23 protein-coding genes, 1 tRNA gene and 1 pseudogene are annotated in these 25,433 nt (G+C 69.6%); 18 read left to right on the top strand and 7 right to left on the bottom strand.

The annotated features are described in order from the left end of the window. Positions 1-297: 297 nt before the first annotated feature. The 4 genes from ICG51_RS02370 to ICG51_RS02355 are packed head-to-tail and all read right to left on the bottom strand — an operon-like array spanning position 298 to position 2,086. Positions 298-627, bottom strand: a complete 330-nt coding sequence (locus ICG51_RS02370) for a non-heme iron oxygenase ferredoxin subunit (RefSeq protein ID WP_190281475.1) — start codon at positions 625-627, stop codon at positions 298-300. Then, the gene (locus tag ICG51_RS02365; protein ID WP_190281474.1) at positions 624-1,166 is read right to left on the bottom strand and encodes a GNAT family N-acetyltransferase; all 543 of its coding nucleotides are present in this window, start codon (positions 1,164-1,166) and stop codon (positions 624-626) included. Before ICG51_RS02365 ends, ICG51_RS02370 begins: the two co-directional genes overlap by 4 nt. Positions 1,167-1,175: 9 nt before the next feature. After that, positions 1,176-1,619, bottom strand: coding sequence for a barstar family protein (locus tag ICG51_RS02360; RefSeq protein WP_190281473.1), 444 nt, complete (start codon positions 1,617-1,619; stop codon positions 1,176-1,178). Beyond that, positions 1,616-2,086: a ribonuclease domain-containing protein gene (locus ICG51_RS02355; RefSeq protein WP_190281472.1), complete on the bottom strand. Its 471-nt coding sequence runs from the start codon at positions 2,084-2,086 to the stop codon at positions 1,616-1,618. The genes ICG51_RS02360 and ICG51_RS02355 overlap by 4 nt, the downstream gene beginning before the upstream one ends. Positions 2,087-2,150: 64 nt before the next feature. On the opposite strand from ICG51_RS02355, the gene ICG51_RS02350 reads away from it, so the two are divergent. Further along, the gene (locus ICG51_RS02350; RefSeq protein WP_190281471.1) at positions 2,151-2,747 is read left to right on the top strand and encodes a YdeI/OmpD-associated family protein; all 597 of its coding nucleotides are present in this window, start codon (positions 2,151-2,153) and stop codon (positions 2,745-2,747) included. A 69-nt stretch (positions 2,748-2,816) separates the two neighbouring features. On the opposite strand, the gene ICG51_RS02345 is transcribed toward ICG51_RS02350, so the two are convergent. Continuing rightward, complete coding sequence (locus tag ICG51_RS02345) at positions 2,817-4,595, bottom strand: M14 family metallopeptidase (RefSeq protein ID WP_190281470.1); 1,779 nt, start codon at positions 4,593-4,595, stop codon at positions 2,817-2,819. Between the two features lie 112 nt (positions 4,596-4,707). On the opposite strand from ICG51_RS02345, the gene ICG51_RS02340 reads away from it, so the two are divergent. The 9 genes from ICG51_RS02340 to ICG51_RS02300 all read left to right on the top strand — a co-directional run bounded on the left by ICG51_RS02340 (position 4,708) and on the right by ICG51_RS02300 (position 15,858). Beyond that, entirely contained in the window at positions 4,708-5,343 is a 636-nt protein-coding gene (locus ICG51_RS02340; protein WP_190281469.1) for a glutathione S-transferase family protein, read from the top strand. A 46-nt stretch (positions 5,344-5,389) separates the two neighbouring features. Beyond that, positions 5,390-7,018, top strand: a complete 1,629-nt coding sequence (locus tag ICG51_RS02335) for an MFS transporter (RefSeq protein ID WP_190281468.1) — start codon at positions 5,390-5,392, stop codon at positions 7,016-7,018. 3 nt (positions 7,019-7,021) lie between these two features. After that, entirely contained in the window at positions 7,022-7,621 is a 600-nt protein-coding gene (locus ICG51_RS02330) for a rhomboid family intramembrane serine protease (protein ID WP_190281467.1), read from the top strand. A 23-nt stretch (positions 7,622-7,644) separates the two neighbouring features. After that, the gene (locus tag ICG51_RS02325; protein ID WP_190281465.1) at positions 7,645-7,917 is read left to right on the top strand and encodes a GNAT family N-acetyltransferase; all 273 of its coding nucleotides are present in this window, start codon (positions 7,645-7,647) and stop codon (positions 7,915-7,917) included. Positions 7,918-7,947: 30 nt separating this feature from the next. Beyond that, a complete protein-coding gene (locus ICG51_RS02320; RefSeq protein ID WP_190281463.1) occupies positions 7,948-8,664 on the top strand; it encodes a pseudouridine synthase in 717 nt (238 codons plus the stop codon). 221 nt (positions 8,665-8,885) lie between these two features. Further along, positions 8,886-9,095, top strand: coding sequence for a cold-shock protein (locus ICG51_RS02315; protein ID WP_139717747.1), 210 nt, complete (start codon positions 8,886-8,888; stop codon positions 9,093-9,095). A 169-nt stretch (positions 9,096-9,264) separates the two neighbouring features. Further along, positions 9,265-10,101, top strand: coding sequence for a DUF3298 and DUF4163 domain-containing protein (locus ICG51_RS02310; protein ID WP_190281461.1), 837 nt, complete (start codon positions 9,265-9,267; stop codon positions 10,099-10,101). Positions 10,102-10,140: 39 nt separating this feature from the next. Continuing rightward, the gene (gene cfa, locus ICG51_RS02305) at positions 10,141-11,277 is read left to right on the top strand and encodes a cyclopropane fatty acyl phospholipid synthase (RefSeq protein ID WP_190281459.1); all 1,137 of its coding nucleotides are present in this window, start codon (positions 10,141-10,143) and stop codon (positions 11,275-11,277) included. Between the two features lie 114 nt (positions 11,278-11,391). Continuing rightward, on the top strand, positions 11,392-15,858 hold the full coding sequence (locus ICG51_RS02300) for a DEAD/DEAH box helicase (protein WP_190281457.1): 4,467 nt from the start codon (positions 11,392-11,394) through the stop codon (positions 15,856-15,858). 201 nt (positions 15,859-16,059) lie between these two features. On the opposite strand, the gene ICG51_RS02295 is transcribed toward ICG51_RS02300, so the two are convergent. Next, positions 16,060-16,135: transfer RNA gene (locus tag ICG51_RS02295), tRNA-Glu, on the bottom strand. A gap of 158 nt (positions 16,136-16,293) precedes the next feature. On the opposite strand from ICG51_RS02295, the pseudogene pcnB reads away from it, so the two are divergent. The 6 genes and pseudogenes from pcnB to pgi form a co-directional block, all read left to right on the top strand. After that, positions 16,294-17,607: pseudogene (gene pcnB / locus ICG51_RS02290) on the top strand (polynucleotide adenylyltransferase PcnB); the annotation flags it as partial. A gap of 20 nt (positions 17,608-17,627) precedes the next feature. After that, positions 17,628-18,131: a 2-amino-4-hydroxy-6-hydroxymethyldihydropteridine diphosphokinase gene (folK, locus tag ICG51_RS02285; RefSeq protein WP_190281453.1), complete on the top strand. Its 504-nt coding sequence runs from the start codon at positions 17,628-17,630 to the stop codon at positions 18,129-18,131. Positions 18,132-18,197: 66 nt separating this feature from the next. Next, positions 18,198-19,013, top strand: a complete 816-nt coding sequence (panB, locus tag ICG51_RS02280) for a 3-methyl-2-oxobutanoate hydroxymethyltransferase (RefSeq protein WP_190281451.1) — start codon at positions 18,198-18,200, stop codon at positions 19,011-19,013. 57 nt (positions 19,014-19,070) lie between these two features. Beyond that, on the top strand, positions 19,071-19,931 hold the full coding sequence (panC, locus tag ICG51_RS02275) for a pantoate--beta-alanine ligase (protein WP_190281449.1): 861 nt from the start codon (positions 19,071-19,073) through the stop codon (positions 19,929-19,931). 112 nt (positions 19,932-20,043) lie between these two features. Further along, positions 20,044-20,424 (top strand): aspartate 1-decarboxylase, encoded by a 381-nt coding sequence (panD, locus tag ICG51_RS02270; protein WP_038053446.1) that lies wholly within the window; start codon positions 20,044-20,046, stop codon positions 20,422-20,424. A gap of 5 nt (positions 20,425-20,429) precedes the next feature. Beyond that, positions 20,430-21,938 (top strand): glucose-6-phosphate isomerase, encoded by a 1,509-nt coding sequence (gene pgi / locus ICG51_RS02265; RefSeq protein WP_190281447.1) that lies wholly within the window; start codon positions 20,430-20,432, stop codon positions 21,936-21,938. Between the two features lie 48 nt (positions 21,939-21,986). On the opposite strand, the gene ICG51_RS02260 is transcribed toward pgi, so the two are convergent. Next, entirely contained in the window at positions 21,987-22,679 is a 693-nt protein-coding gene (locus tag ICG51_RS02260; RefSeq protein ID WP_190281445.1) for a response regulator, read from the bottom strand. Positions 22,680-22,724: 45 nt separating this feature from the next. Between ICG51_RS02260 and ICG51_RS02255 the strand changes: the two genes are divergently transcribed. Continuing rightward, positions 22,725-24,734 (top strand): hypothetical protein, encoded by a 2,010-nt coding sequence (locus ICG51_RS02255; protein WP_190281443.1) that lies wholly within the window; start codon positions 22,725-22,727, stop codon positions 24,732-24,734. A 35-nt stretch (positions 24,735-24,769) separates the two neighbouring features. Further along, positions 24,770-25,390, top strand: a complete 621-nt coding sequence (locus tag ICG51_RS02250) for a YdbL family protein (protein WP_190281441.1) — start codon at positions 24,770-24,772, stop codon at positions 25,388-25,390. Positions 25,391-25,433 lie beyond the last annotated feature (43 nt).

Below are 25,433 nucleotides of genomic sequence, written 5' to 3'. Positions count from 1 at the left end.
GTCCTCAACCCCCGACGCGAAAGCGGGCGCACACAGCGCCAAGCCGATGGCCAGGGTCAGGGGAGCAGGGGATGGGCGGCGGAGGTGCGGGCGCTGCGGCTGGAACATCGAATCCTCGGGGCAAGTTAGGGCAGCTGGGCGCTGCGGCCTGCGCATGCTAATGCGAACGATTCGTATTGGCAATAAAATTTGAAAAAAGTACCTCTGCCGCCCGCAGCTGGCACCGATTGGCTTTGGACACGGGCGTGCCGGGACGGAGCGCCCTGCCTGACAGGCGAAGGACGAACTGCGTGCCGTTCAGCGATCGTCGCGCGTGAACACCGCGCCGTTTTCCACCTTCACCGGAAACTTTGCCACCGGTTCGTAGGCCGGCGCGCATAGCGCGGTGCCGTCGCGGACGTCGAACTTCGCGCCATGCAGCACGCATTCCACCTGCCCGGAAGTAGCGTCGAAGTGGCCCGCCGACAGCTCGAAATCCTCATGCGTGCACTGGTCTTCCAGCGCATAGAACATGCCGTCGAGGTTGAACACCGCGATCGGGGTTCCGGTGACTTCGTCGAAAGCGACTTTCATTTCCCCCGGCAGCAGCTCGGCGGTGGTGCAGACGTAGGTCCAGGTCTCGCTCACGCCGCCGCCTCCACACGCAGGGGTTTTTCCAGCACCTCGAAACGCAGGTCGTCGCGCTTGGGCTGGCCGAAGCGGGTGTCGCCGTAGGGGAACGGCTTGAACTCGCCCGTGCGGCGATAGCCGCGGCGCTCGTAGAAGGCGATCAGCTCGGCGCGGACGTCGATCACGGTCATGCGCATCACCGGCAGCTGCCATTCGTCGCGGGCGATGCGTTCGCACTCGGCCAGCAGTTGCTTCCCCAGGCCGCCGCCCTGCAGCCCGGGGTGCACCGCGAACATGCCGAAGTAGCCGGCGCCGTCCTCGTCGGCCACGTGCGCGCAGGCCTGCAGCCCGCCGTCGGCCTCCGCCAGCAGCACGCGGCTGCGCGGCCGTTCCAAGTCGGCGCGCAGCACCTCCGGGTCGATGCGGTTGCCGTCCAGCAGGTCGGCTTCGGTGGTCCAGCCCGCGCGGCTTGAATCGCCGCGGTAGGCGGAAGTCACCAGGGCGACAAGGGCGTCGATGTCGGCGGGCGTGGCGTTGCGGAAGGCGGGTGTCTGCATCCGCACATGCTAGCGTGCGGGCGGCTCCGGTTCATCCGCGGGGTCGCGGTCGGGCAGGGCCAGGAACGCCCAGAACGGGATGTCGCGGGCCTGCCAGTCCACGCTGGCTTCGTCGAGGATGTCCAGCAGGGTTTCGAAGCTGGTTTCGTCGGCATCGCGCAATGCCGCCGCGTGCGGCAGCAGCAGGGCGTAGCCGGAGGCCGGCCACCAGGACAGGTCGCGCAGCTGGTCGCTGAGCGCATCCCAGTTGCGGCCCTGGCCGGCCGGCGTGGCCAGGCCGTCGGCCAGCCGCTGCAGCAGGCGCGCTTTGTCCTCGCACCCCTGCAGGTCGATGCGCAGCGTGTGCAGGCCGGCGCCGCCGCAGGCGATGTCGAGCAGGGCGATGTCCTCGTCGAGGACGAAGTACACCCCGGCCTGCCGGGGGTCTTCCAGCATCTGGGCGAGGCTGGTCATGGCTGCAAACCGACGTGGAAGCTGCGGAAGCTGCGGTAGTGGTCGTCGCTGTAGTACCACTCGCGCGGCGGGTTGCCGCCGGTGACGATGCGGCGCGCGCCGCGGTGGCGCAGGCCGGGGGTATCGACGGTGTATTCGCGGTACCAGCCGCGCGGCTGCCGTGGCAGCAGGCCTTCGCGATTACCGAACACTTGGCCGTCCTGGCGATACGGGTAGGGACCACCGCGGTGGATCAGGGTGATGGTGGTGCGTGCTTCCCGCGGCAGGAACGCGGGCAGCGTCGGGCTGGTGCCGGCGGGCGGATCGGAAATGACCGTCGCGTCGGTTGCGGCTGGCTGCGTGGGCGCTTGGCTTGCGGAGGAGTCTTGCGATGCCGCCGGGAGGTGCTGCTGCGAGCGCCACTGCTGCCAGCCGGCTGCAAAGGCGATGGCCAGCAGCAGCCAGAGGATCGGATTGCGTAGCCGCATGGGCGCGTGTCGCCGATGGGGAGGTAGGTGCAGAATGGCGCGGACTTCCCAGGCAGGCAAGCGCATGGCACGCGATCCCCGCATCGACGCCTACATCGAACGCGCCGCACCGTTCGCGCAGCCGATCCTGCGGCATGTGCGCGAGGTGGTGCACGCGGCCTGTCCCGGGGTCGAGGAGTCGATCAAGTGGGGCATGCCCAGCTTCAGCCATGCCGGCGGCATCCTGTGCGGAATGGCGGCGTTCAAGCAGCACGCCTCGTTCGGGTTCTGGAAGCACGCCCTGGTGGTGGGCGAAGGTGAGCCGCGCGACGGCATGGGCAGCTACGGCAAGATGACCTCGCTGCAGGACCTGCCGCCCGACAAAACCCTGCTGGCACACCTGCGCAAGGCGATGCAGCTCAACGAATCCGGGGTGAAATCGCCTGCGCGCAGGGCCGGGTCGAAACCGCCGCCGGAAACGCCCGCGGACCTGGCCGCCGCGCTGCAGAACAACAAGGCAGCCAGAGCCACGTTCGATGCCTTCCCGCCGGGTTGCCGGCGCGAATACATCGAATGGATCGTCGAGGCCAAGCGCGAGGAAACCCGAGCCAAGCGCCTGGCGCAGGCCATCGAATGGATGGCCGAAGGCAAGCGCCGCAACTGGAAGTACGAGAACTGTTGAGGCCGAACGCCGCCCTGCGGTGGATTTCGGCAGTTGCGCCCGTCGTCCGTAAGACGGGCGCGCGCTGCGTCAGTAGGCCAGCGCAGTGCGCAGCACCGGATAGCGGTTGTAGCCGGCGTCCCAGGCCGGGTGGCGACGGTAGAAGAAGTCCAGGCGTGCGCGCGGGTTCTTCGCGAACGCGGCATCGTCCTTCAGCTTCTTCTCGAACTCGGCCTTCAGCGCCGGGTCGCGCGCCAGCATCAGCCGGGCCTGTTCCTCGGCGACGTAGGCTTCCATGTACTCCTTCTGCTCGAAGGCGTTGTTGAACGCGCCCCAGGCGGCCATCGAGTCCGGCGCCTGCGGCTCCAGGATCGCCATCACCAGGCGGGCCTTCGGCTGGGCGATGGGGACGAACAGGGCGCCGGCGGCAAGGTCGGCGGTGGCGGGCTCCCAGGTGCCGGCGAGGGTTGCGCGCTGGTGGCCTTCCATCGGCGTTGGCGAGAACTTCACGCTGTCGGCGTCGAAGGCCTGCACCGCCGCCTGCGCGGTGGCGGTTTCCAGCACGCGATAGTCGATGCCGTGGATGCGCAGCTGGGCGCCGACCTGCGCAGCGTGTTCCGGCGGCACCAGGTAACCGGCCTTCGGCGCTTCCACCGTGCGGCCGGGCACCACGGTATCGCGCAGCGGCAGCATCCACAGCTGCGGGGTGCGCTCGTCGTAGCGGGTCATGCTGGCGCCGGAGATCTCCGACGGTGTGCGGGTGTAGGCGTAGCCCAAAAATTCGATGAAGCGCTTCGCGTCGGTGGTGGCGTAGTCCAGCGGCACCGGCTGGCCGCCCAGCGCGGCGGCGCGGGCGTCGGCCTCCAGTTCCAGCTGGCGCCACTGCGGGCCGTGTTCGGCGGCCAGCTCCAGCGCGGCCAGCACGGTGTTGTAGGTGGCGCGCACGCGGTTGGGGTAGGGCTGCCAGGAATGCGTCTCGACCAGGATGCCGACGCGGTTGCGCAGCGGGAAATAGCCGTGCGAGAAGCGCGGCGTGCTGACGCCGTCGGCAAAGCCCGAGGCCGGGTCGTCCTCCTCCTCGAAGCTGGGGTAGAACGCCACCGGCAGCGAGCCGCGCTGTTTCAGCTTTTCGATGATGCCGTCGCGGAAGCCGCGTCCGGCCGCGCGCAGCGCTTCGTCGCCGGAATTGACCGGCTCGCCGGTGATGGAGATGTCGTGGCGGAACTTGGCGCCGTCGGTGACGTGCAGGTCCAGCGCCACCAGCGGATCCCAGGCATTGACCAGCGCCAGCATCGCGCGCATCTCCGGCGCGTCGGCCTTCACGTAGTCGCGGTTGAGGTTGTAGCGCTGGGCGGTGGTGCGGAAGCCCATTTCCTCCGGGCCGCGCTGGTTGGGGCGGTTCCAGGCCTTGAAGTTTTCGTGACCATCGATGTTGAACACCGGCACGAACAGCAGGACGGTCTTGTCCAGCACGCCCTTGCCGGCCTTGCCGCGCAGCAGGTCGCGCAGCAGCCCGAAACCGGCGTCCTTGCCGTCGATCTCGCCGGCGTGGATCCCGCCCTGCGCCAGCACCACCGGCAGGTTCTGCGCCCGCGCGTCCTCCGGTGTCAGCGCGCCGCGGGTGGATACCGCCATCGCCTTCATCGGCCGGCCCTGCGGGCTGGTGCCGAAATCGAAACAGCGCACCGCCTGCGGCCAGGCTTGCTGGTAGGCCTCGCACAGTGCGATCACCTCGTCGTAGCGCCCGGTCTGCTTATAGCCACTGCGCTCGGCCACGGTGGTCAGGTCGGGCTTGGCCGCGTGCACGGCAGACGGGGCGGACGTGGCGACGGACAGCAGGGCAAGCGTGAGCAGGTGGCGGCGCATCATGGACCTCCGGGTGATCGGGCGATGGTAGCCCAGCGCAAATCGCCGGGTGCCTGCCGGAAGTCGTGGCGGGCGGCGTGCGAAGATGCGACGTCTTGCCCAGGGGATTCCCGCCATGTCCGCGACTCTCTACTACGCTCCCGGCTCCGCCAGCTTCCTCGTCCATTGGCTGTTGCTGGAACTGGATATTCCGCACGAGTTGCGGTTGGTCGATTTCGCCAGTCGCGAGCAGAAGTCGCCCGACTACCTGGCGCTGAACCCGAACGGCGTGGTGCCGACCTTGGTGATCGACGGCAAGCCGCAGCACGAGGCGGCGGCGCTGGCCGTGTGGCTGGCGGAAACGCACCCGCAGGCGGGGCTGGTGCCGTCGCCCGGTGATGCGCGGCGGCTGGACTTCCTGCAATGGATGTTCAACCTGGCCAACGAAGTGCAGCCGTTGCTGCGGCAATGGTGGTATCCGGGCGAGGTGGCGGGCGAGGCGAATGCCGAGGCAGTGCATGCACACTGCGCGCGGCGGCTGGGCGCGCACTGGCAGCGGATCGACGCGCACCTGCAGGCCCATGGTCCCTATCTGCTGGGCGATGCGCCATGCGTGGCGGACTTCTACCTGGTGATGTTGATGCGCTGGTCGCGCAATTCGCCGTCGCCGGCCACCGATGCGCCGCAGCTGGCCGCGCTGGCGCAGCGGATGAAGGCGCGCCCCGCGTTCAAGACCCTGTACGAACGCGAAGGGCTGAGCGAGTGGGCCTGAGGCCCGCATCGGTTAGGCTTCCCGAAACCCCAGCAACGAGCAACGCATGAGCCAGACGACGGCCGCTACGACCGCCCGCCTGCCCCGGCAGATCCCCTACATCATCGGCAACGAGGCGTGCGAGCGCTTCAGCTTCTACGGGATGCGCAACATCCTGGTGCAGTTCCTCGTCAGCAGCGTGATCCTGGCCTACGTGCCGGAGGCGGAGCGGCAGGGCGTCGCCAAGGACGTGTTCCACAGCTTCGTCATCGGGGTGTATTTCTTCCCGCTGCTGGGCGGCTGGCTGTCCGACCGCTACTTCGGCAAATACAACACCGTGCTGTGGTTCTCGCTGATCTACTGCGCCGGCCATGCCTGCCTGGCGCTGTTCGAGGACAGCCGCAACGGCTTCTACACCGGCCTGTTCCTGATCGCGCTGGGCAGCGGCGGGATCAAGCCGCTGGTGGTCAGCTTCTGTGGCGACCAGTTCACCCAGGCCAACAAGCACCTGGCGAAACTGGTCTTCGACGGCTTCTACTGGACGATCAACTTCGGCAGCTTCTTCGCCTCGCTGCTGATGCCGCTGTTCCTGCGCAACTTCGGCCCGGCGGTGGCATTCGGCATCCCCGGCGTGCTGATGTTCATCGCCACCTTCATCTTCTGGCTGGGCCGCAGGCAGTACGTGCGGGTGCCGCCCACCCGCGGCGAAGACCCGCATTCCTTCCTCAACGTCGCGCGCAGCGCGCTGCTGGCGCAGGCGCCGGGGCAGGGCAGGCCCGGGCTGCTGGTGGCGGGGGCCGGCGCACTGCTGGCCGCGGCCATGCTGGGGTGCTGGCTGCTGCAGGCGGTGTTCGGCGTCGCCCTGCCGTTCTGGCCGGCCGATTTCCACTTCGTGATCACCGCCTGCCTGGCGCTGGGCGCCCTGATCGCGTTCGGCGGGATCGGCGTGTCGATGCAGCTGGAGCGTGCCCGTGGGCTGCACCCGGATGCGGCGGTGGACGGCGTACGCGCGGTGCTGCGGATCCTGATCGTGTTCGCTCTGACCACGCCGTTCTGGTCGCTGTTCGACCAGAAGGCCAGCACCTGGGTGATCCAGGGCAAGGCGATGAGCGTGCCGCACGAGGCGTGGTGGTGGCCGAGCTGGCTGGTCAAGGAAGCGGGGCAGATGCAGGCGCTGAACCCGCTGCTGATCATGCTGCTGATCCCGTTCAACAACATGCTGCTGTACCCCGCCCTGCGCCGTATCGGCTTCGAGCCAACCCCGCTGCGGCGGATGGGATGGGGCATCGCGTTCTCCGGCATCGCCTGGATCCTTGCCGGCCTGATCCAGCTGAAGATCGACAGCGGCGCACAGACCTCGCTGGCGCTGCAGACCTGGCCCTACCTGCTGCTGACCTTCGGCGAGGTGCTGGTCTCGGCCACCGCGCTGGAGTTCGCCTACAGCCAGGCCACGGTGGCGATGAAGGGCGTGATCATGGCGTTCTGGTACCTCACCAGCACCTTCGGCAGCCTGTGGGTGCTGCTGACCAATGCGGCCGTGCGCAACGACGTGGTCACGGCGAAGATCGCGGCCACCGGCTTCAGCGAGAACGCGGTGTTGATGTTCTTCTTCGCCGCGTTCGCGTTCGTGGCGGCGCTGGCCTTCGCCGCCTACGCGCGGACCTACCCGATGCAGGACAACTACCGGGCCGCCTGATCCATGTTCACCCTCGCCATCATCGCCGTCACCGTGCTGGTCAGCTGGCGCGCCTTCAACGACCAGCGCCTGCTGGGCCGGCTGATCCTGTGGCCGCCCGCGGTCACCCGCAACCGCCAGTACGACCGCCTGCTGGGCTACGGCTTCATCCACGCCGACTGGACCCATCTGCTGTTCAACATGATCACCCTGTGGTCGTTCGGCATGCAGGTGGAGCGGGTGTTCTCCGAATGGATCTCGCCGGTCGGCTACCTGCTGTTCTACCTGTCGGCGATCGTTGTCTCGATCCTGCCGACCTACATGAAGCATCAGCGCGACCCGAACTACCGAAGTCTGGGCGCGTCCGGCGGGGTGGCGGCGGTGCTGTTCGCGGCGATCCTGTTCGACCCGTGGTCGAAGCTGATCATCTTCCCGATCCCGCTGCCGATCCCGGCCTTCCTGTTCGCGATCCTCTACGTCGGCTACAGCATCTGGATGGACCGGCGCGGCGGTGGCAACGTCAACCACAGTGCGCATCTGTGGGGCGCGGCCTACGGCGTGCTGTTCACCCTGCTGCTGCGGCCTGGCGTTGCCGGCCACTTCACGCGCAGCCTGCTGGGATAGGGCCGCAACGACGGAGAACAGCCATGACCGAGATCCTGCACGAAGTCCCCGAACAGCGGTTTGTCACCCAGGCCGAAGGCCACGCCGCGCGCCTCGACTACATCGAGGACGAGGGGCGCCTGACCATCACCCATACCATCGTGCCGCCCGAGATCGGCGGCCGCGGGATCGCCGGCGAGCTGGTGCGGGCGGCGCTGGCCTATGCCCGAGATGCCGGGCTCAAGGTCGATCCGCAGTGCTCCTACGCCGATGCGTGGATGCGCCGCCACCCGGAATTCGACGTCTTGCGCGCCTGAGCCGGCCGGGGCGGGTAGAATGCCCGCCCCATGCGCCTTAACCGACACATCGCCGACACCGGCCACTGCTCCCGCCGCGAGGCCGACCGTCTGATCGCCGAGGGGCGCGTCACCGTGAACGGCATCCGCGCCCGCATCGGTGCCGAGGTCGGGGAGGGCGACGAAGTCCGCATCGACGGCAATCCGCTGGCGGCCCGCGTTGCCGCCAAGGGCAAGCGCCGGCACGTCTACATCGCCCTGAACAAGCCGGTGGGCATCACCTGCACCACCGACGAGGCGGTCAAGGGCAACATCGTCGAATTCGTCGGCCACGAGCAGCGGATCTTCCCGATCGGCCGGCTGGACAAGGATTCCGAGGGGTTGATCCTGCTGACCAGCAACGGCGACATCGTCAACCGCATCCTGCGCGCCGAGAACAAGCTGGAAAAGGAATACCTGGTAGCGGTGAACAACGCGGTCACCGACGAGTTCCTGCGCGCCATGGCCCGCGGCGGGGTGCCGGTGCACGGGGAGGCCACGTTGCCGTGCAAGACCGGCCGGCTGGGCCGGTTCGGCTTCCGCATCGTCCTGACCCAGGGCCTGAACCGGCAGATCCGGCTGATGGCGGCCCACTTCGGCTACCGGGTGAAGCAGCTGCACCGGGCGCGGATTGGCAACGTCAAGCTGGGCCACCTCAAGCCCGGCCAGTGGCGCAACCTGACCGACGCGGAACTGCGCGGTTTGCTGCCCGATCACGCCGACTGGTAGGCAAAAACGACCGGCCAAAAAAAATCTTTGCCGGAATGCGCCATTGCCGTCAAAAACAGGTTAAGGTTCGCCCACTGTTTCAAGCGGGATCACGGTACATCGTGACCCGATGTGGTAGATCCGTCGTGATCCGCTCATCGTGTGCGTTACCCCTTGCTCGACAGTCGCGGCCGGTATCGCCAGCCGTGTTTACATGACCAACTGTTCAATGGAGTAACAACATGTCTGATCGTCAGACCGGCACCGTCAAGTGGTTCAACGACGCCAAGGGCTTCGGCTTCATCACCCCGGAAAGCGGCCCGGACGTTTTCGTCCACTTCCGCTCGATCCAGGGCACCGGCTTCAAGTCCCTGCAGGAAGGCCAGAAGGTCTCCTTCAAGGTTGTGCAGGGCCAGAAGGGCCTGCAGGCCGACGAAGTGCAGGCGATGTAATCCGCCTGCGCCTTGGCGCACGCAAAGCCCGGCTCCGGCCGGGCTTTGTCGTTTCCGGGGCATGGCGAATCCGCATGCGTGGGCGCGACGCTGGTGAGGGGCGTTCGCGGCATGCATGCCAAACTATGCGCGCGGCCACCGGCCCCATTCCCCCGACCCTTGTTCCGCCATGAGCGATTTTCCCCGTCTGAAACAATGTGCCGCCGTCCCGGTGCTGCTGCTGGTCCTGCTGGTGGGCTGCAAACGCGACGATGCCCCTCCGGCTGCTGTCACCCCCCTGCCGGGAGAGGTCGCTGTGCCCGCGGGGCCTGCGGCCCCGGTGGTATTGAAGGACGTGATCGAAACCACCCCGGGTTACATCGTCGGCATCAGCTACCCGGCGCGGGCGGCTGCCTATCCGCCCCTGGCGCAGGCGCTGCACGCCTATGCCGAGGCGGCGCGTGCCGAGCTGATGCAGGCCGTGGCCGGACTCAAGGGGGCGAAACCGCGCGCGCCCTATGATCTGAGCCTGCAGTTCAGCATGGTGGTGGAGACGCCGCGGGTGGTGGCGGTGGCGGCCGACGGCAGCACCTATACCGGAGGCGCGCATGGCGCCCCGCTGGTCGAGCGCTTCGTATGGTTGCCGCAGCTGCAGCAGATGCTGGCGGCAGAGCAGCTGATTCCCTCCGTCGATGGCTGGACACCCGTATCCGCCTACGTACGCGAGCAGCTGATGACCGAGCTGTCGGCATCGATGGATGAGGAGGCGCTGGAGGGTGATGTCCGCGCCGGCCAGATGTCGCTGCGCAGCCGGATGATCGATGAAGGCACTGCGCCGGCGGCGGCGAATTTCGCCCGTTTCGAGCCGGTGATGAACGCCGACGGCAGCATCCGCGCGCTGCGTTTCGTGTTCCCGCCCTACCAGGTCGCCCCCTACGTGGAAGGCACCGTCACCGTCGCCGTGCCGGCGCGGGTGCTGCTGCCGCTGGTGGCTGCCGACTACCGGCCGCTGTTCCGCCAAGGCTGACCCCGCCGGGCTGCGCTAAGCTGGCGGTCGGAGGCGAACATGCCTGCGATCCACCCGCTCCGCTACCGCGTGGCCCGGCTGCTGGCCACTGCCGGCATCCAGTTGGATGGCGGCGGTGAGTGCGACCCGGTGATCCACGACCAGCGCTTCCATGCCCGGGTGCTGGCGCAGGGCTCGCTCGGCCTCGGCGAATCGTGGATGGAGGGCTGGTGGGACGTGCCGTCGCTGGACGGGATGCTGGCGCAGCTGCTGCAGGCGGGTCTCGACAAGCGCGTGCACGGCTTGGCCAGCGTGGTGGACGGCATGCGCGCGTGGCTGCTCAACCTGCAGGTCGAGCGCCGCAGCGGCGAGGTTGGCCGGCGCCATTACGACCTGGGCAATGACCTCTATGCCGCCATGCTCGGCAAGCGGCTGGTCTACAGCTGCGGCTACTGGCGGGATGCCGCCGATCTCGACGCTGCGCAGGAAGCCAAGCTCGACCTGGTCTGCCGCAAGCTGCGGCTGCGCCCGGGCCTGCGGCTGCTGGACATCGGCTGCGGCTGGGGCGAGGCGCTGAAATACGCGGCCGAGCGCCATGGCGTGCGGGGCGTGGGCGTGACCATCTCGGCCGAGCAGGCGGCCTATGCGCGCCGCCTCTGCGCGGGCCTGCCGGTCGAGATCCGGCTGCAGGACTACCGCCACATCGAGCCGGGCGCCTTCGACCGGGTGCTGTCCATCGGCATGTTCGAACACGTCGGCGCGCGCAACTACGCCGTGTTCTTCGACGTGGCCAAGCGCTGTCTGGATCCGGCCGCAGAGGACGGCGGGCTGGCCCTGCTGCACAGCATCGGCAGCAATATCTCGACCCGCCACACCGACCCGTGGATCGCGCGCTACATCTTCCCGAACTCGATGATCCCCTCCGCCGCGCAGATCGCCGCAGCGCTGGAAGGGCGTTTCGTGATCGAGGACTGGCACGGCTTCGGTCCCGACTACGACCGCACCCTGCAGGCCTGGCGGACCAATGTCGAGGCCGCCTGGGAGCGCCTGCCGGCGCGCTATGACACGCGCTTCCGGCGCATGTGGCGGTTCTACCTGGCGGCATCGATGGCCAGCTTCCGGGCGCGCCGCAACCAGCTCTGGCAGCTGCTGCTGTCACCGCGCGGGGTGCCGGGCGGGCTGCAGGAGATCCGCTGAGTCGCAGCCGGTGAGACGCGCGCACCGCAGCCTGCCGGGGTGAACGCGCAGATCCGCTTCGCCTTCCGTCATTCCATTCATCCGGCGCCTCCCGGGGCGGCGGATAATGCCGGCATGCCTGAGCAAGTGCCCCTGCACGCAGCCCTGGGCGACTTCCATCCCGCTGTCGCCGGCTGGTTCGCGCGCGCGTTTCCCGCGCCCACCCAGGCGCAGATCGCGGCCTGGCCCGCCATCGCTGGGGGCCGCGACACTCTGGTGGCCGCGCCCACCGGTTCGGGCAAGACCCTGACCGCCTTCCTCACCGCGATCGACGCGCTGGTGCGGGAAGGCCTGTCGCAGGGGCTGCCGGATGCCACCCTGGTGCTGTACGTCTCGCCGCTGAAGGCGCTGTCCAACGACATCCACATCAACCTAGACGCACCGCTGGAGGGCATCCGCGCCGAACTTGCGGCGCTGGGCCTGCCCGACATCGCCATCCGCACGGCAGTGCGCACCGGCGATACCCCGCAGTCCGAGCGCGCCCTGCATCGCAAGCGGCCGCCGCACATCCTCGCCACCACTCCGGAATCGCTGTACGTGCTGCTGGGCTCGGAGTCCGGGCGGGCGATGCTGGCCGGCGTGCGCACGGTGATCGTCGATGAAATCCACGCGCTGGTGCAGAACAAGCGCGGCAGCCATCTGGCGCTGTCGCTGGAGCGGCTGGACGCGCTGACCGGGCGGCGGGCCACGCGTGTCGGGCTGTCGGCGACGCAGAAACCGATCGAGGAGGTGGCGAAGTTCCTGACCGGGGCAGGAGAAAGGGGGTCAGGTTCACTTTCCGAAGATGCCGTCGTGATCGGCAGCTCAACTTCGGTGGAAAGTGAACCTGACCCCCTTTCTTGCGCCATCGTCGATATCGGCCACGCGCGCCAGCGCGATCTTGCGCTGGAACTGCCGCCGGTACCGCTGGAAGCGGTGATGTCGAACGCGCAGTGGGAGCTGGTGTACGCGCGCATCGCCGAGCTGGTGGAGCAGCACGCGACCACGCTGGTGTTCGTCAATACCCGCCGGATGGCGGAGCGCGCTGCCCGCCACCTCGGCGAGCTGCTGGGTAAGGAGCACGTGGCCGCACACCACGGGTCGCTGGCCAAGGAGCTGCGGCTGGATGCCGAGCAGCGGCTCAAGCGTGGGGAATTGAAGGTGCTGGTGGCGACCGCCTCGCTGGAGCTGGGCATTGACATCGGCGATGTCGACCTGGTCTGCCAGATCGGCTCGCCGCGCAGCATCGCCGCCTTCCTGCAGCGGGTTGGGCGTGCCGGCCACCAGGTCGGCGGCGTGCCCAAGGGGCGCCTGTTCGCCTCGACACGCGACGAGCTGATGGAATGCGCGGCGCTGCTGGACGCCGTGCGCCGCGGTGAGCTGGACGCGCTGATCATGCCGCCGGCGCCGCGCGACGTGCTGGCGCAGCAGATCGTGGCCGAGGTGGCCGCGCGTGAATGGGACGAGGACGACCTGTTCGCGCTGGTGCGGCGGGCATGGCCGTATGCGTCGCTGCCGCGGGAGGAGTTCGATGGCCTGCTGAAGATGCTGGCGGACGGTTTTTCCACCCGCTACGGCCAGCGCGCCAGCTACCTGCATCGCGACGCCGTGCACGGCAAGCTGCGCGGGCGCAAGGGCGCGCGCCTGACCGCGACGCAGTCCGGCGGCACCATTCCCGACGTCGGCGACTATGCGGTGGTACTGGAACCGCAGGCGACCCAGATCGGCACCGTCAACGAAGACTTCGCCATCGAGAGCATCGCCGGCGACGTGTTCCAGTTGGGCAATGCCAGCTATCGGATCCTGCGCGTGGAAAGCGGACGGGTGCGGGTGGAGGATGCGCAGGGCCAGCCGCCCAGCATCCCGTTCTGGCTGGGCGAGGCGCCGGGGCGCAGCATCGAACTGTCGGCGAGCGTGTCGCGCTTCCGCGAGCTGCTGCAGGAAAAACTGGAGCGCGAGGGCGAAGCCGCGGCGCTGCGCTGGTTGCGCGACGAACTGGCGCTGGGTGAATCCGCCGCCGCGCAGATCGTGGCCTACGCGGCCGCGCAGCTGGCCGGCTTCGGCATGCTGCCGACGCAGAAACACATCGCGCTGGAGCGCTTCTTCGACGAGTCCGGCGGCACCCAGCTGGTGATCCATTCGCCCTACGGCAGCCGGATCAACAAGGCCTGGGGGCTGGCGCTGCGCAAGCGGTTCTGCCGCAAGTTCAACTTCGAGCTGCAGGCGGCGGCTACCGAGGACGCGATCATCCTGTCGCTGTCCACCAGCCACAGCTTCCCGCTGATCGAAGTGATCGGCTACCTGCATTCGGCCAGCGCCAAGGACGTGCTGGTGCAGGCGCTGCTGGACGCGCCGCTGTTCCCGGCACGTTTCCGCTGGAATGCCACCACCGCGCTGGCGCTGCCGCGCTTCACCGGCGGCAAGAAGGTGCCGCCGCAGCTGCAGCGGATGAAGTCCGAAGACCTGATGGCGACGGTGTTCCCCGACCAGGTGGCGTGCCTGGAAAACATCGTCGGCGAGCGCGAGGTGCCCGACCATCCGCTGGTGGCGCAGACCCTGCAGGACTGTCTGTTCGAGGCGATGGATGTGGACGGCTGGCTGGCGCTGCTGCGCGGGCTGGAATCGGGCGACGTGCAGGTGACCGCGCGCGACCTGACCGGCCCCTCGCCGTTCACCGCCGAGGTGCTGAGCGCGCGGCCGTATGCCTTCCTCGATGACGCACCGCTGGAGGAGCGCCGCACCCAGGCGGTGGTCGCGCGCGGCCGTGGCGGGGCCAGCCAGCAGGCTGGCGACCTCGGCCGGCTCGACCCGGGGGCGATTGACGCGGTGGCCGAGGATGCCTGGCCGCTGGCCGGCAGCGCCGATGAGATGCATGACGCCCTGATGGCGCTGGGTGCGGTGGCGGCAGGCGAGGCCGAGGCATCGGGCTGGCTGCCGTTGCTGGAGCGGCTGTCGGGAGAAGCGCGCGCCACCTTGCTGGGTGCCGGCGGGGCAGGGCTGTGGACCGCCACCGAGCGCCTGCCGCAGCTGCGCGCGTTGCATCCTGGCGCGGCAGTCGCACCGGATGTTGCGGTCCCCGCCAGCTATGCCGCGGACTGGTCGCGCGAGGATGCCCTACGCGAACTGGTGCGCAGCCGCCTGTCCGTATCCGGGGTCACCACCGCGCAGGCACTCGCCACCGTCCTGGCGGCACCCGCGGATGAGGTTGATTTCGCGCTGATGGCGCTGGAGCAGGAGGGCTACGCTATGCGCGGCCGCTTCCGTCCCGATGCCGCCTGCGACGAATGGTGTGAGCGCCTACTGCTGGCGCGCATCCACCGCAACACGGTGGCGCGGCTGCGGCGCGAGATCGAGCCGGTGGACGTACGCGACTACGTGCGCTTCCTTTGCGACTGGCAGCGGCTGTCGCCGGCCACGCGCGTGCAGGGGCCGGACGCACTGGCCGGCGTGCTGGCACAGCTGGAGGGCTTCGAGGCTGCCGCCGGTGCGTGGGAGAGCGAGTTGCTGCCTTCCAGGATCAAGGACTATTCCATCGCCTGGCTGGACGACCTGTGCGGCGCCGGGCGCATTGCATGGACGCGCCTGCGCACGGGTGGCGAGGGCGGGGCGACGCTGGTGCGCGCCGCGCCCATCGTGCTGCTGCCGCGCCGGGAGCTGGGCCGGTGGACCGGGTTGGCGGCCGGTCAGCAGCCCGGCGAGGACGCGCCGCTGTCGTCGCGCGCGCAGAAGGTGGAGGACTGCCTGCGCCAGCGCGGCGCGTTGTTCTTCGACGAACTGCTGGACGCCGCGCGCCTGCTGGAAACCGAACTGGAGGACGCGCTGGCCGAACTGGTCGCGCGTGGCCGCGCCAGCTGCGACAGCTTCTCCGGCCTGCGCGCGCTGCTGCTGCCGGCGGCGAAGAAGCCGTCCAGCTACGCGCGCAACGGTCGCCGCGCTTCGTTGACCGGGATCGCGGATGCCGGGCGGTGGAGCTTGGTGTGGCGGCCGGAGGCGGAGGCTGCGCAGGATCCCGCCGCCATCGAGCATGTCGCCCGCGTGCTGCTGCGCCGCTACGGCGTGGTCTGCTGGCGGCTGTTGGAGCGCGAGGCGGCGTGGCTGCCGCCGTGGCGCGAGCTGCTGCGCGAATACCAGCGCCTGGAAGCGCGCGGCGAAATCCGCGGCGGGCGCTTCCTGTCCGGCGTGGTCGGCCAGCAGTTCGCCCTGTCGGAGGCGGTGGCCGCGCTGCGTGCGATCCGCAAGCGCCCGCATGACGGGGCGATGATCGCGGTGTCGGCCAGCGACCCGCTGAACCTCGCCGGCACCCTGCTGGCCGGGGACAAGGTGCCGCGCCAGCCGGGCGCGCGCCTGTTGCTGCGCGACGGCGTGCCGGTGGCGTCGCTGATGGGCGGGGAGTTCCGCGCCCTACCCGGGTTGGCGCCCGCCGATGCGCACGCGGCAAAGGTGGCGCTGCTTCGGGAGCCGGGCGCGCAGGGCAGGGCATCGCAAGCGCCGGGATCGCGGCCGATGGCGGATCCGTTGGGGCTGCATGCCGGCGCACCCGCGAAGGCATCGCGGCTCATATAGGACGGGTTTCAGTCCCGCCCAATTCGAGGCGATTGTGTCGCCACGCGATAGGTGTGGTCCATCCCGGTGCCGCGGCCTTGCGGCCAGCCTTCGACTGTCCGCATTCGCTCCCGGCGAATCCGTCGAGCCCTGCGGGTTCGAATCTGCAAAGGGGGAACAACAAAAAACCCCGTGTCATGGACACGGGGTTTTCTTGTTGTATGGCGCTCCCTACGGGATTCGAACCCGTGTTTTAGCCTTGAGAGGGCCACGTCCTGGGCCTCTAGACGAAGGGAGCATTGGTTGCAGCCGGTTGGACGACCGGCCCGGAAGTGCCGGATGGCCTGCCGAGCTTGCTAGTATAAAAGGCTGCGTTCGCCTCTGGCAACGCCCCGTTCCGGCCAACCGCAGCGCATGACCCAACTCGAACGCTCCATCTTCCCCGTCGTACCGGAACTGCGCGTGATTCCGCGCGACGTGCACGGCGTGTCCCGCAAACAGATGAGTCCCAACGCGCTGCGGGTGTTGTACCGCCTGCGCGAAGCCGGGTTCGGTGCCTACCTGGTCGGCGGCGCGGTCCGCGATCTGCTGATCGGCGGCGAACCCAAGGACTTCGACGTCGCCACCGATGCCACGCCCGAGCAGATCAAGGCGCTGTTCCGCAACTGCCGGCTGATCGGCCGCCGGTTCCGGCTGGCGCACGTGGTCTATGGCCGCGAGATCATCGAAGTCGCCACTTTCCGCGCCAACGGCGGTGACGACGACGGTGATCGCCAGACCGATGACGGCGGCCGCCTGCTGCGCGACAACATCTACGGCAGCATCGAAGACGACGCGGTGCGCCGCGACTTCACCGCCAACGCGCTGTACTACGCGATCGAGGACTTCTCGGTGCGCGACTATGTGGGCGGTTATGCCGACGTGCAGGCGCGGCTGCTGCGCCTGATCGGCGAGCCGGAAGCGCGCTACCGCGAAGACCCCGTGCGGATGCTGCGCGCGGCGCGGCTGGCGGCGAAGCTGGGCTTCACCATCGAGGCCGCCACCGCCGAACCGCTGCCGCGGCTGGCGCCGCTGCTGGCCGACGCGTCGCCGGCGCGGCTGTTCGAGGAAACCCTCAAGCTGTTCCTGTCGGGCCACGCGGTCGCCAGCTTCGAACACCTGGAGGCGCACGGCCTGCTGCCGGCGCTGCTGCCGGAAACCGCCAAGGCGCTGGATTCCAACAAATCCGGTGCGCTGCGGCGGATGCTGGTGCAGGGCCTGCGCAATACCGACGCGCGGGTGGCCAACGACGAGCCGGTCTCGCCGGCCTTCCTGTACGCGGTGCTGCTGTGGCCGGCCTACTGTCGCGCGCTGGCGCTGCTGCAGGCGCAGGGCGTGCACGCCGTCGAGGCGCAGCGCCGCGCCGCTGATCGGGTGACCATGCATCAGGTCGCGCGCACCGCGCTGCCGCGGCGCTTCTCGCTGCCGATGCAGGAAATCTGGCTGATGCAGCCGCGTTTCTCGCAGCGCCAGCGCAAGCGTGTATTCCGGCTGCTGGCGCATCCGCGTTTCCGCGCCGCCATCGACTTCCTCGAGCTGCGCCTGGCCGCCTCCGAGTCGCACGCCGACGACGTGGCGTTCTGGCGCGAGGTGCAGCTGCAGCCGTCCGTGGCGGTTGCCGCCAGCGAGGCCGACGAGGCGCGCGATCCGGACGATGACGACACCGAAGCCGAGGTGGGGCCTGACGCTGCCGCTGCGCCTCGCCGTCGACGCCGCCGTCGCAGGTCGTGAGCGAACAACAATCTGCCCGGATGCCGGTTCGGGCCTGCATTGGCTTGGGCGGCAACCTCGGCGATCCCGCACGGGCGCTGCGCGCTGCCTTCCACGCGCTGGCGGCGCTGCCGGACAGTCGCCTGCTGGCGACCTCCCGGTTGTACCGCACGCCCGCCTGGGGCCGCACCGATCAGCCGGACTACGTCAACGCCGCGGCGCTGCTGGCGACCCGGCTGGCGCCGCAGGTGTTGTTGGCGCAGCTGCTGGCGATCGAACGCGCGGCCGGCCGGCTGCGCGACGGCGAGGCGGCTGCAGCGCGCTGGGGGCCGCGCGTGCTCGACCTGGACCTGCTGTTGTACGCCGATATCACCATCGACCAGCCCGGCCTGCGCGTGCCGCATCCGCACCTGCACGAACGCGCGTTCGCGTTGGTGCCGCTTGCCGAAATCGCCGCCGACCAGCCGTTCCCCGGCCACGGCAGCGTGGAGGAGGCGCTGCGGCATGTCGATGTCGCCGGCGTGGAAGCGATCCAGGGTGTTTGACCACGGGCAAGCGGCCCGACAAGCGTTCTGCGCGATAATGCCGCCCCTGACCTGCCGGGAACCGCGATGAGCGTACATGCCGAACAGAAGTCCTGGAGCGTGCCGCAGCTCGCCCAGGCACGAGAGGCGGGCCGTCGGCTGACCATGCTGACCTGCTACGACGCCAGTTTCGCGCGGGTGCTGGACGATGCCGGCATCGACCTGATCCTGATCGGCGATTCGCTGGGCATGGTGGTGCAGGGGCACGACTCCACGCTGCCGGTGCGGGTGGAGGACATCGTCTACCACACCGCTGCGGTGGCCCGCGGTGCCAGCCACGCGCTGAAGATCGCCGACTTCCCGTTCGGCAGCGATGCCACGCCGGAACAGGCACATGCGGCGGCGGTGCGCTTCATCCAGGCCGGCGCGGCGATGGTCAAGCTGGAGGGTGCGGGCCACAAGCTGGAGACGATCCGCTTTCTGGTCGATCGCGAGATCCCGGTCTGCGCCCACCTCGGCCTGACCCCGCAGTCGGTGCTGAAGATGGGCGGGTTCAAGGTGCAGGGGCGCGAACAGTCCGCCGCCGACCGCCTGCGCGCGGAAGCGCTGGCCGTGGCCGAAGCGGGCGCAGCCCTGCTGGTGCTGGAGGGCGTGCCCGCCGAGCTTGCCGCCGAGATCACCGCGGCAAGCCCGATCCCGACCATCGGGATTGGTGCCGGCTCCGGCTGCGACGGCCAGGTGCTGGTGCTGCATGACCTGCTGGGCATCGATACCGGCCACCGCAAGCCCAAGTTCGTCAAGGACTTCCTCGCCGAAGGCGGCTCCATCCTTGGTGCCGTGCGTGCCTATGCCGAGGCGGTGCGCAGCGGCGCCTTCCCGGACAAGGCGCATTCCTACAGCTAGCAGCCCAGCCCCGCGCTTTCCCGGGCGGAAACGCCAGCGGCCAACCAGGCGACCCATGTGATCCAGACCATCACCCGACTCGAAGAACTCCGCGCCACCATCGCCGGCTGGCGGCGTGAGGGCCTGCGCATCGGCTTCGTGCCCACCATGGGCAACCTGCATGCCGGCCACTATTCGCTGGTGACGTTGGCACGCCGGCACGCCGACCGGGTGGTCTCCAGCGTGTTCGTGAACCCCACGCAGTTCGGCCCGAACGAGGATTTCACCCGCTATCCGCGCACGCCCGACGCCGACACCAGCGGGCTGCAGGCCGCCGGTTGCGATGCGCTGTGGCTGCCGGAAGTGGAGGCGATGTATCCCTTCGGCGTCGAGCTGGCCGCCAAAGTTCAGGTGCCGGGCATGAGCTCGGTGCTGGAAGGCGCCTGCCGCCCCGGGCATTTCGACGGCGTGTGCACCGTGGTGACGCGCCTGTTCAACCAGGTGCAGCCGGACGTGGCCGCGTTCGGGCGCAAGGATTTCCAGCAGCTGGGGGTGATCCGGCAGATGGTCGCCGACCTGCAGATGCCGGTGCAGGTCCTGGCCGGCGAGATCGTGCGCGAGCACGACGGGCTGGCGATGAGCTCGCGCAACCAGTACCTGTCGGCACAGGAGCGGGCGACCGCGCCGGCGATCCACCGCACCCTGCTGGCGATGCGCGATGCCGCGCAGGCCGGCGCGCCGCGGGCGCAGGTCGAGGCCGAGGCCGACGCCGCCCTGCGCGCCGCCGGCTTCGTGCCCGATTACGCGGTGCTGCGGCGCCCGGATTTCAGCGAGCCGGTGGACGGCCAGCCCGGCCCGCTGGTGGCGCTCATCGCCGCCCGGCTGGGGCGTACGCGCCTGATCGACAATCTCGAATTCGAGCTCGCCGCACACGCCTGACCCGGGCGCAGCGCCGGGGCCGTGAAGGTCCTGTTTGTTGCAGCGCGGAAAGCCCGCCCTATACTTTTCCCGCAGGCCGGACATCCGGCCGGTTCCACCGGAGTCGAAAACCATGCAACTGACCCTGCTCAAGGGCAAGATCCACCGCGCCACCGTCACCCACGCCGAGCTGCATTACGAAGGCTCCTGTGCGATCGACGGTCGCCTGCTCGACATCGCCGGCATCCGCGAGTACGAGCGCATCGACATCTACGACGTCACCAGCGGTGAGCGCTATTCCACCTACGCGATCCGCGGCGAGGAAGGCAGCGGGGTGATCTCGGTGAACGGTGCGGCTGCGCACAAGTCGCGGGTCGGCGACTTGGTCATTATCTGCGCCTACGTGCAGTGCGATGCCGAGGAGGCCGCGGCACACAAGCCGACCTGCGTGTACGTGGACCGCGACAACCGGCTGACCCACACCAACCACTCCATGCCCAAGCAGGCGGCCTGACCGGGATGGCTGGTCTGCTGGAGGGTCTGGAGGCGCACGCCGACCGGCTTTCCGGCACCACGCTGCCGGCCCTGCTTGCCTCGGATCCCGCCCGCGCCGGTGATTTCGCCCTGCGCTGCGGACCGCTCTACGCCAACTTCGCGCGCCAGCGGTATGACCGCGAAGCGCTGGATGCGCTGTTCGCGATCGCAGAACGCGCCGACCTGGCCGCGGCGCTGCGGCAACTGCTGGCGGGCGAAGAGGTCAACGTGACCGAGGGGCGGGCGGCGCTGCATGGCGCGCTGCGTGGTCCCGCCGCCGGTTCCGCCTTTGCGCTGGCGGCACGGGCGCAGGCACTGTCCACGCAGCTGCGCATGCGCGAGCTGGTCGATGCGCTGGCCGCCAGCGACGTCACCGACATCGTCAGCATCGGCATCGGTGGTTCGGACCTCGGGCCGCGCCTGATAGTCGATGCGTTGGCGCCGCCGGATGCGCGCTTCCGGGTGCATTTCCTGTCCAACGTGGACGGCAACGCGGCGCAGCGCGTGCTGGCCGGGCTGGATCCGCGGCGCAGCGCCGCGATCATGATCTCCAAGACCTTCGGGACGCAGGAGACGCTGCTGAACGGCGGCATCGTCCGCGCCTGGCTGGGGGACGACGCGCGCCTCTATGCCGTCAGCACCAATACCCAGCGGGTCGCCGACTTCGGTATCCCGCCCGAGCGCACCCTGCCGATGTGGGACTGGGTGGGAGGTCGCTACTCGCTGTGGTCGGCGGTGGGCTTCCCGATCGCGCTGGCGCTGGGGATGGACCGCTTCGAGGCGCTGCTGGAAGGCGCGGCTGCACTGGATGCCCACGCCCTGCACGCGCCGTTGCGCGACAACCTGCCGGTCTGGCATGCGTTGACTGCGATCTGGAACCGCAACGGCCTGCACGCGGCCACCCAGGCCGTGCTGCCCTACGACGATCGCCTGCGCCTGTTGCCCAGCTACCTGCAGCAGCTGGTGATGGAAAGCCTGGGCAAGTCGGTGCGGCTGGATGGCCGCGAAACCGAGTGGCACACCGTCCCGGTGTGGTGGGGCGGGGCCGGCACCGACACCCAGCACAGCTTCTTCCAGGCCCTGCACCAGGGCACGCAGGTGGTGCCGGCGGACTTCATTGGCGTGATCCGCGCCGACCATCCGTTTGCTGCCAACCACGCCGCGCTGCTGGCCAACCTGCTGGCGCAGACCGAGGCGCTGGCCAATGGCCGCGACAGCGAAGACCCGCACCGGCGCTATCCCGGCAACCGTCCCAGCACGCTGCTGCTGCTGGACGCGCTGACCCCGCAATCGCTGGGCATGCTGATCGCGCTGTACGAGCACAGTGTCTATCTGCAGTCGGTCTTGTGGGGCATCAATGCCTTCGACCAGTTCGGCGTGGAGCTGGGCAAGCAGGTCGCCAACGCGCTGCTGCCGGCGCTGAACGGCGAGCGCGATGCCGATGATCCGGTGACCCGCGCGCTGCTGGCGGAACTGCGGAGCGACGCTTCCTAGGGAAGCCGCGGCACAGGCTCGCAATCCGCCCGGTGCCGCGCCGTAGGCCTACCCGCGCAACAGTTCGTCGATGGCGGCGTCCAGCGCCCGCAGTGCCGCCGCATCCAGCGGCGCTGCACGCAGGGCCTGCACCGCATCGCCGAGTCGCGCCGCACCCACGAAACCGCAGCTGGCCACCAGCCGGTGCAGCTCGGCCCGGACCGTCGCGTCGTCGCCGTCGGCGACCGCCGAGGCGATGCAGGCGCGCTGCCCTGGCAACTCGGTCAGGAACATCGCGCGCAGCGCCTGCACGTGCGCCGCTTGGCCACCCAGCGCGGCGAGTGCCGCGGCATCGTCCCAACACGGGCGGGGGTTCGTTGCCGCAGGCAGCCAGCGGTGCAGCGCGGCGTGCAGGTCCGCCACCGCCAGCGGTTTGCGCAGGACCTCGACGAATCCGGCCGCCAGCAGTCTTGCGTGCAGCTCGGCCTCCGCCTCCGCGGTATGCGCCAGCGCAAGGGTGTCGATGCCGGCATCGCGCAGGCTGCGCAGCAGGTCTTCGCCGCGCCCGTCCGGCAGGTGTGCGTCGAACAGGAACAGGTCGAAGCGCCCGTCCTCGCAAGCCGTCCGCGCCTCGGTCAGGCTTCCCGCTTGCACCACCCACGCGGGCAGCGTGATACAGGCGGCGGCGAGGAAGGCGGCGTTGACCGGATCGTCCTCGACCAGCAGCAGCCGCGGCAGTGCAGGGGCGGGGGAATGATTCATCGCGGCACCATCGAGGCTTTGTATGCTGCGTGGATGTCGCGCCCGATGCTAACGCTTTGCCTGTGCCTGTTGGCGGTGCTTGCCGCCCCGGCGGCGTCGGCGCGGGTGGCGCAGGCGCGGGTGGCCAAGGTCACCACCGGGGTGGCGACGCTGGAACAGGTGCGACTGCGGCTGGACTGGCCGGATGGCGCGCCGGCCGGCGAACTGCAGCTGTGGGCCGGTCGGGTGGATGCGCCGGACCTCGGCTACCGCTTCCGAGACCTGCACTGGCGCTGCCCGCTGCAGCGCACCCCGCGTGGCGGCTGGCAGTGCGCAGGCGAACTGCGCGAGGGCCATGCCGCGCCGCTGCGGCTGGCGCTGGCCTTCGACGCCGGGACCACCCACGCCTCGCTGGCGCGGGGCGGGGCCCGGTTGGCGCTGGACCGCACCGTCGCCGCGCCCGATCTCACCCGCTTCGACCTGCGCGCGGTGCCGCTGGCCTGGGCGCAGGCGCTGCTAATGCAGGCCTGGCCGCAGGGGCGGCTGAAGGCGGGCACGCTGGACGGGCAGCTGCGGCTGGCAACGCCCGCGCGCGCGCCGCTGCGGGTGGATGGGCTGCTGAAGCTGGGTGGCGCGGGATTCGAGAATGCCGATTCCAGCATCGTTGGTGAGGGCCTGGGCGGCGCGCTGCAGCTCGATTACCGCAGCGGCGACGGACTGGCGCAGGTGATGGTGTCCGGCGACCTGCGCGGCGGCGAATTCCTTGCCGGCAATACCTACGTGGCGCTGCCGGCCACGCCGGTGGGGCTGCGGGTGGAGGCAGGGCGGCGCGGCGATGCGGGCTGGCAGCTGCCGCGGGTTGAATGGCGCGACGGCGATGCGCTGGTGGCCAACGCCAGCGCCGCGCTGGCGCCGGACGGGACGCTGGAGGCGCTGGACGTGCAGGCGCGCAGTGCCGACATGGCCCCGCTGCGGCCGCGCTATCTGTCCGGTTGGATGGGCCTGGTGGGGCTTGGCGAGGTGGACCTGCACGGCGCCATCGACGTGGACGCACGCCTGCGCGGGGGGGAGCTGGCAGGCGTCACCGCCCAATTGCATGGCGTCGACCTGCGCGATCCGGCCGGGCGTTTCGTGTTCGATGGCCTGCGCGGCGACCTGCGCTATTCCGCCGGCGCGCCGGTCGCCAGCGCGCTGCAGTGGGATGGCGGCCAGCTGTATGGCCTGGCCTTCGGCGCCGCCCGGCTGCCGTTCGCCAGCGCCGATGGCGCGCTGCGCGTGGAGGAAGCGGTCGATATGCCGATGCTGGGCGGCCGGCTGGGCCTGCGCGACGTCATCATCCGCCCGCCGCAGGATGGCGCCGGCGCCGACATCCGCTTCGGCATGCGGCTGGCGGGGATCGACTTCGGCAAGGTCTCGCAGGCACTGGGCCTGCCCGCGTTCCAGGGCAGGCTGGACGGCGACCTGCCGCACGTGCACTACGCCAACGACCGGATCGATTTCGACGGCGGGCTGTCGCTGGGCCTGTTCGACGGCCGGGTGGCGTTTTCCTCGCTGGCGCTGGAGCGCCCGTTCGGCACCGCGCCCAGCCTCAGCGCGGATGTCGCGATGGACGACCTGGACCTGCTGCGGCTGACCGAAGTGCTGGGCTTCGGCAGCATCACCGGGCGGCTGGATGGCCGCATCAACGGGCTGCGGCTGGTGGACTGGACGCCGGTGGCGTTCGACGCGCGCTTCATCACCGATGAGGCGCCCGGCGTGCGCCAGCGGATCAGCCAGCGCGCGGTGCAGGACATCGGCAGCGTCGGCGACGCTTCCTTCATCAGCAGCCTGCAGGGCCAGCTGATCGGGTTGTTCTCCGATTTCGGCTATCGCCGCATCGGCATCGGCTGCCGGCTGGAGAACCAGGTGTGCGCGATGTCGGGCCTGCGTTCAGCGGGCAACGCCTTTACTATCGTCGAAGGCAGCGGCCTGCCGCGCCTGGACGTGGTGGGCTTCAACCGCGCGGTGGACTGGCCGACGCTGGTGGAGCGCCTGATCGCGGCCGGCAAGGGCGACGTGGCGCCGGTGGTGGACTGAATGCAATCGGGCTGGACGAACCAAGGAGCAAGACGATGAAACACTGGATGGGCATGCCGGTCGCGGCCGCGCTGCTGCTCAACGCATGCGTCACGATCAACGTGTATTTCCCCGCGGCGGAGGCCAAGGAAGCGGCCAAGGAGTTCGTCGAGAAGGTCATCAACGAGGCCGACAAGGTGGAGATCAAGGAGACCCCGGCCGGCGGTGGCGGCATGGCGATGCTTGGGCGCCGCATCGAGTTGGACCTGTCCGGCTTCGACGCCTGGGCGCTGGTCGGCATCGGCAGCGCACGCGCGCAGTCCGCGCCTGACATCACCATCAAGACCCCGGCGATCCAGGCCATCCAGTCGCGCATGGAAACCCGCTTCAACTCGACCCTGCGCGCGGGCTTCGACAGCGGTGCGCTGGGTTTCACCGGCGACGGCCTGATCACCGTCCGCGATGCCTCGAAGGTGGAGCTGAAGGAACGCGTGGCGCTGAATTCGGCGGTGGCCGACGACAACCGCGACCGCAAGGCTGTCTATCGCGAAGTAGCGGTGGCGAACGGCCATCCTGAGTGGGAAGAACAGATCCGCGGCGTGTTCGCCAAGCAGTGGATCGCCAGCGCCAAGGCCGGCTGGTGGTACGAATCCGGTGGCGGCTGGAAGCAGAAGTAGGCGCGGCTGGATGACGCAGAACGCCCGGCAATGCCGGGCGTTC

The organism is Thermomonas sp. XSG (genome assembly GCF_014678725.1).
Classification (GTDB): Bacteria; Pseudomonadota; Gammaproteobacteria; order Xanthomonadales; family Xanthomonadaceae; genus Thermomonas.
Note: the sequence above shows the minus strand (reverse complement) of the source record. Positions and strands in the feature narration are given on the sequence as shown.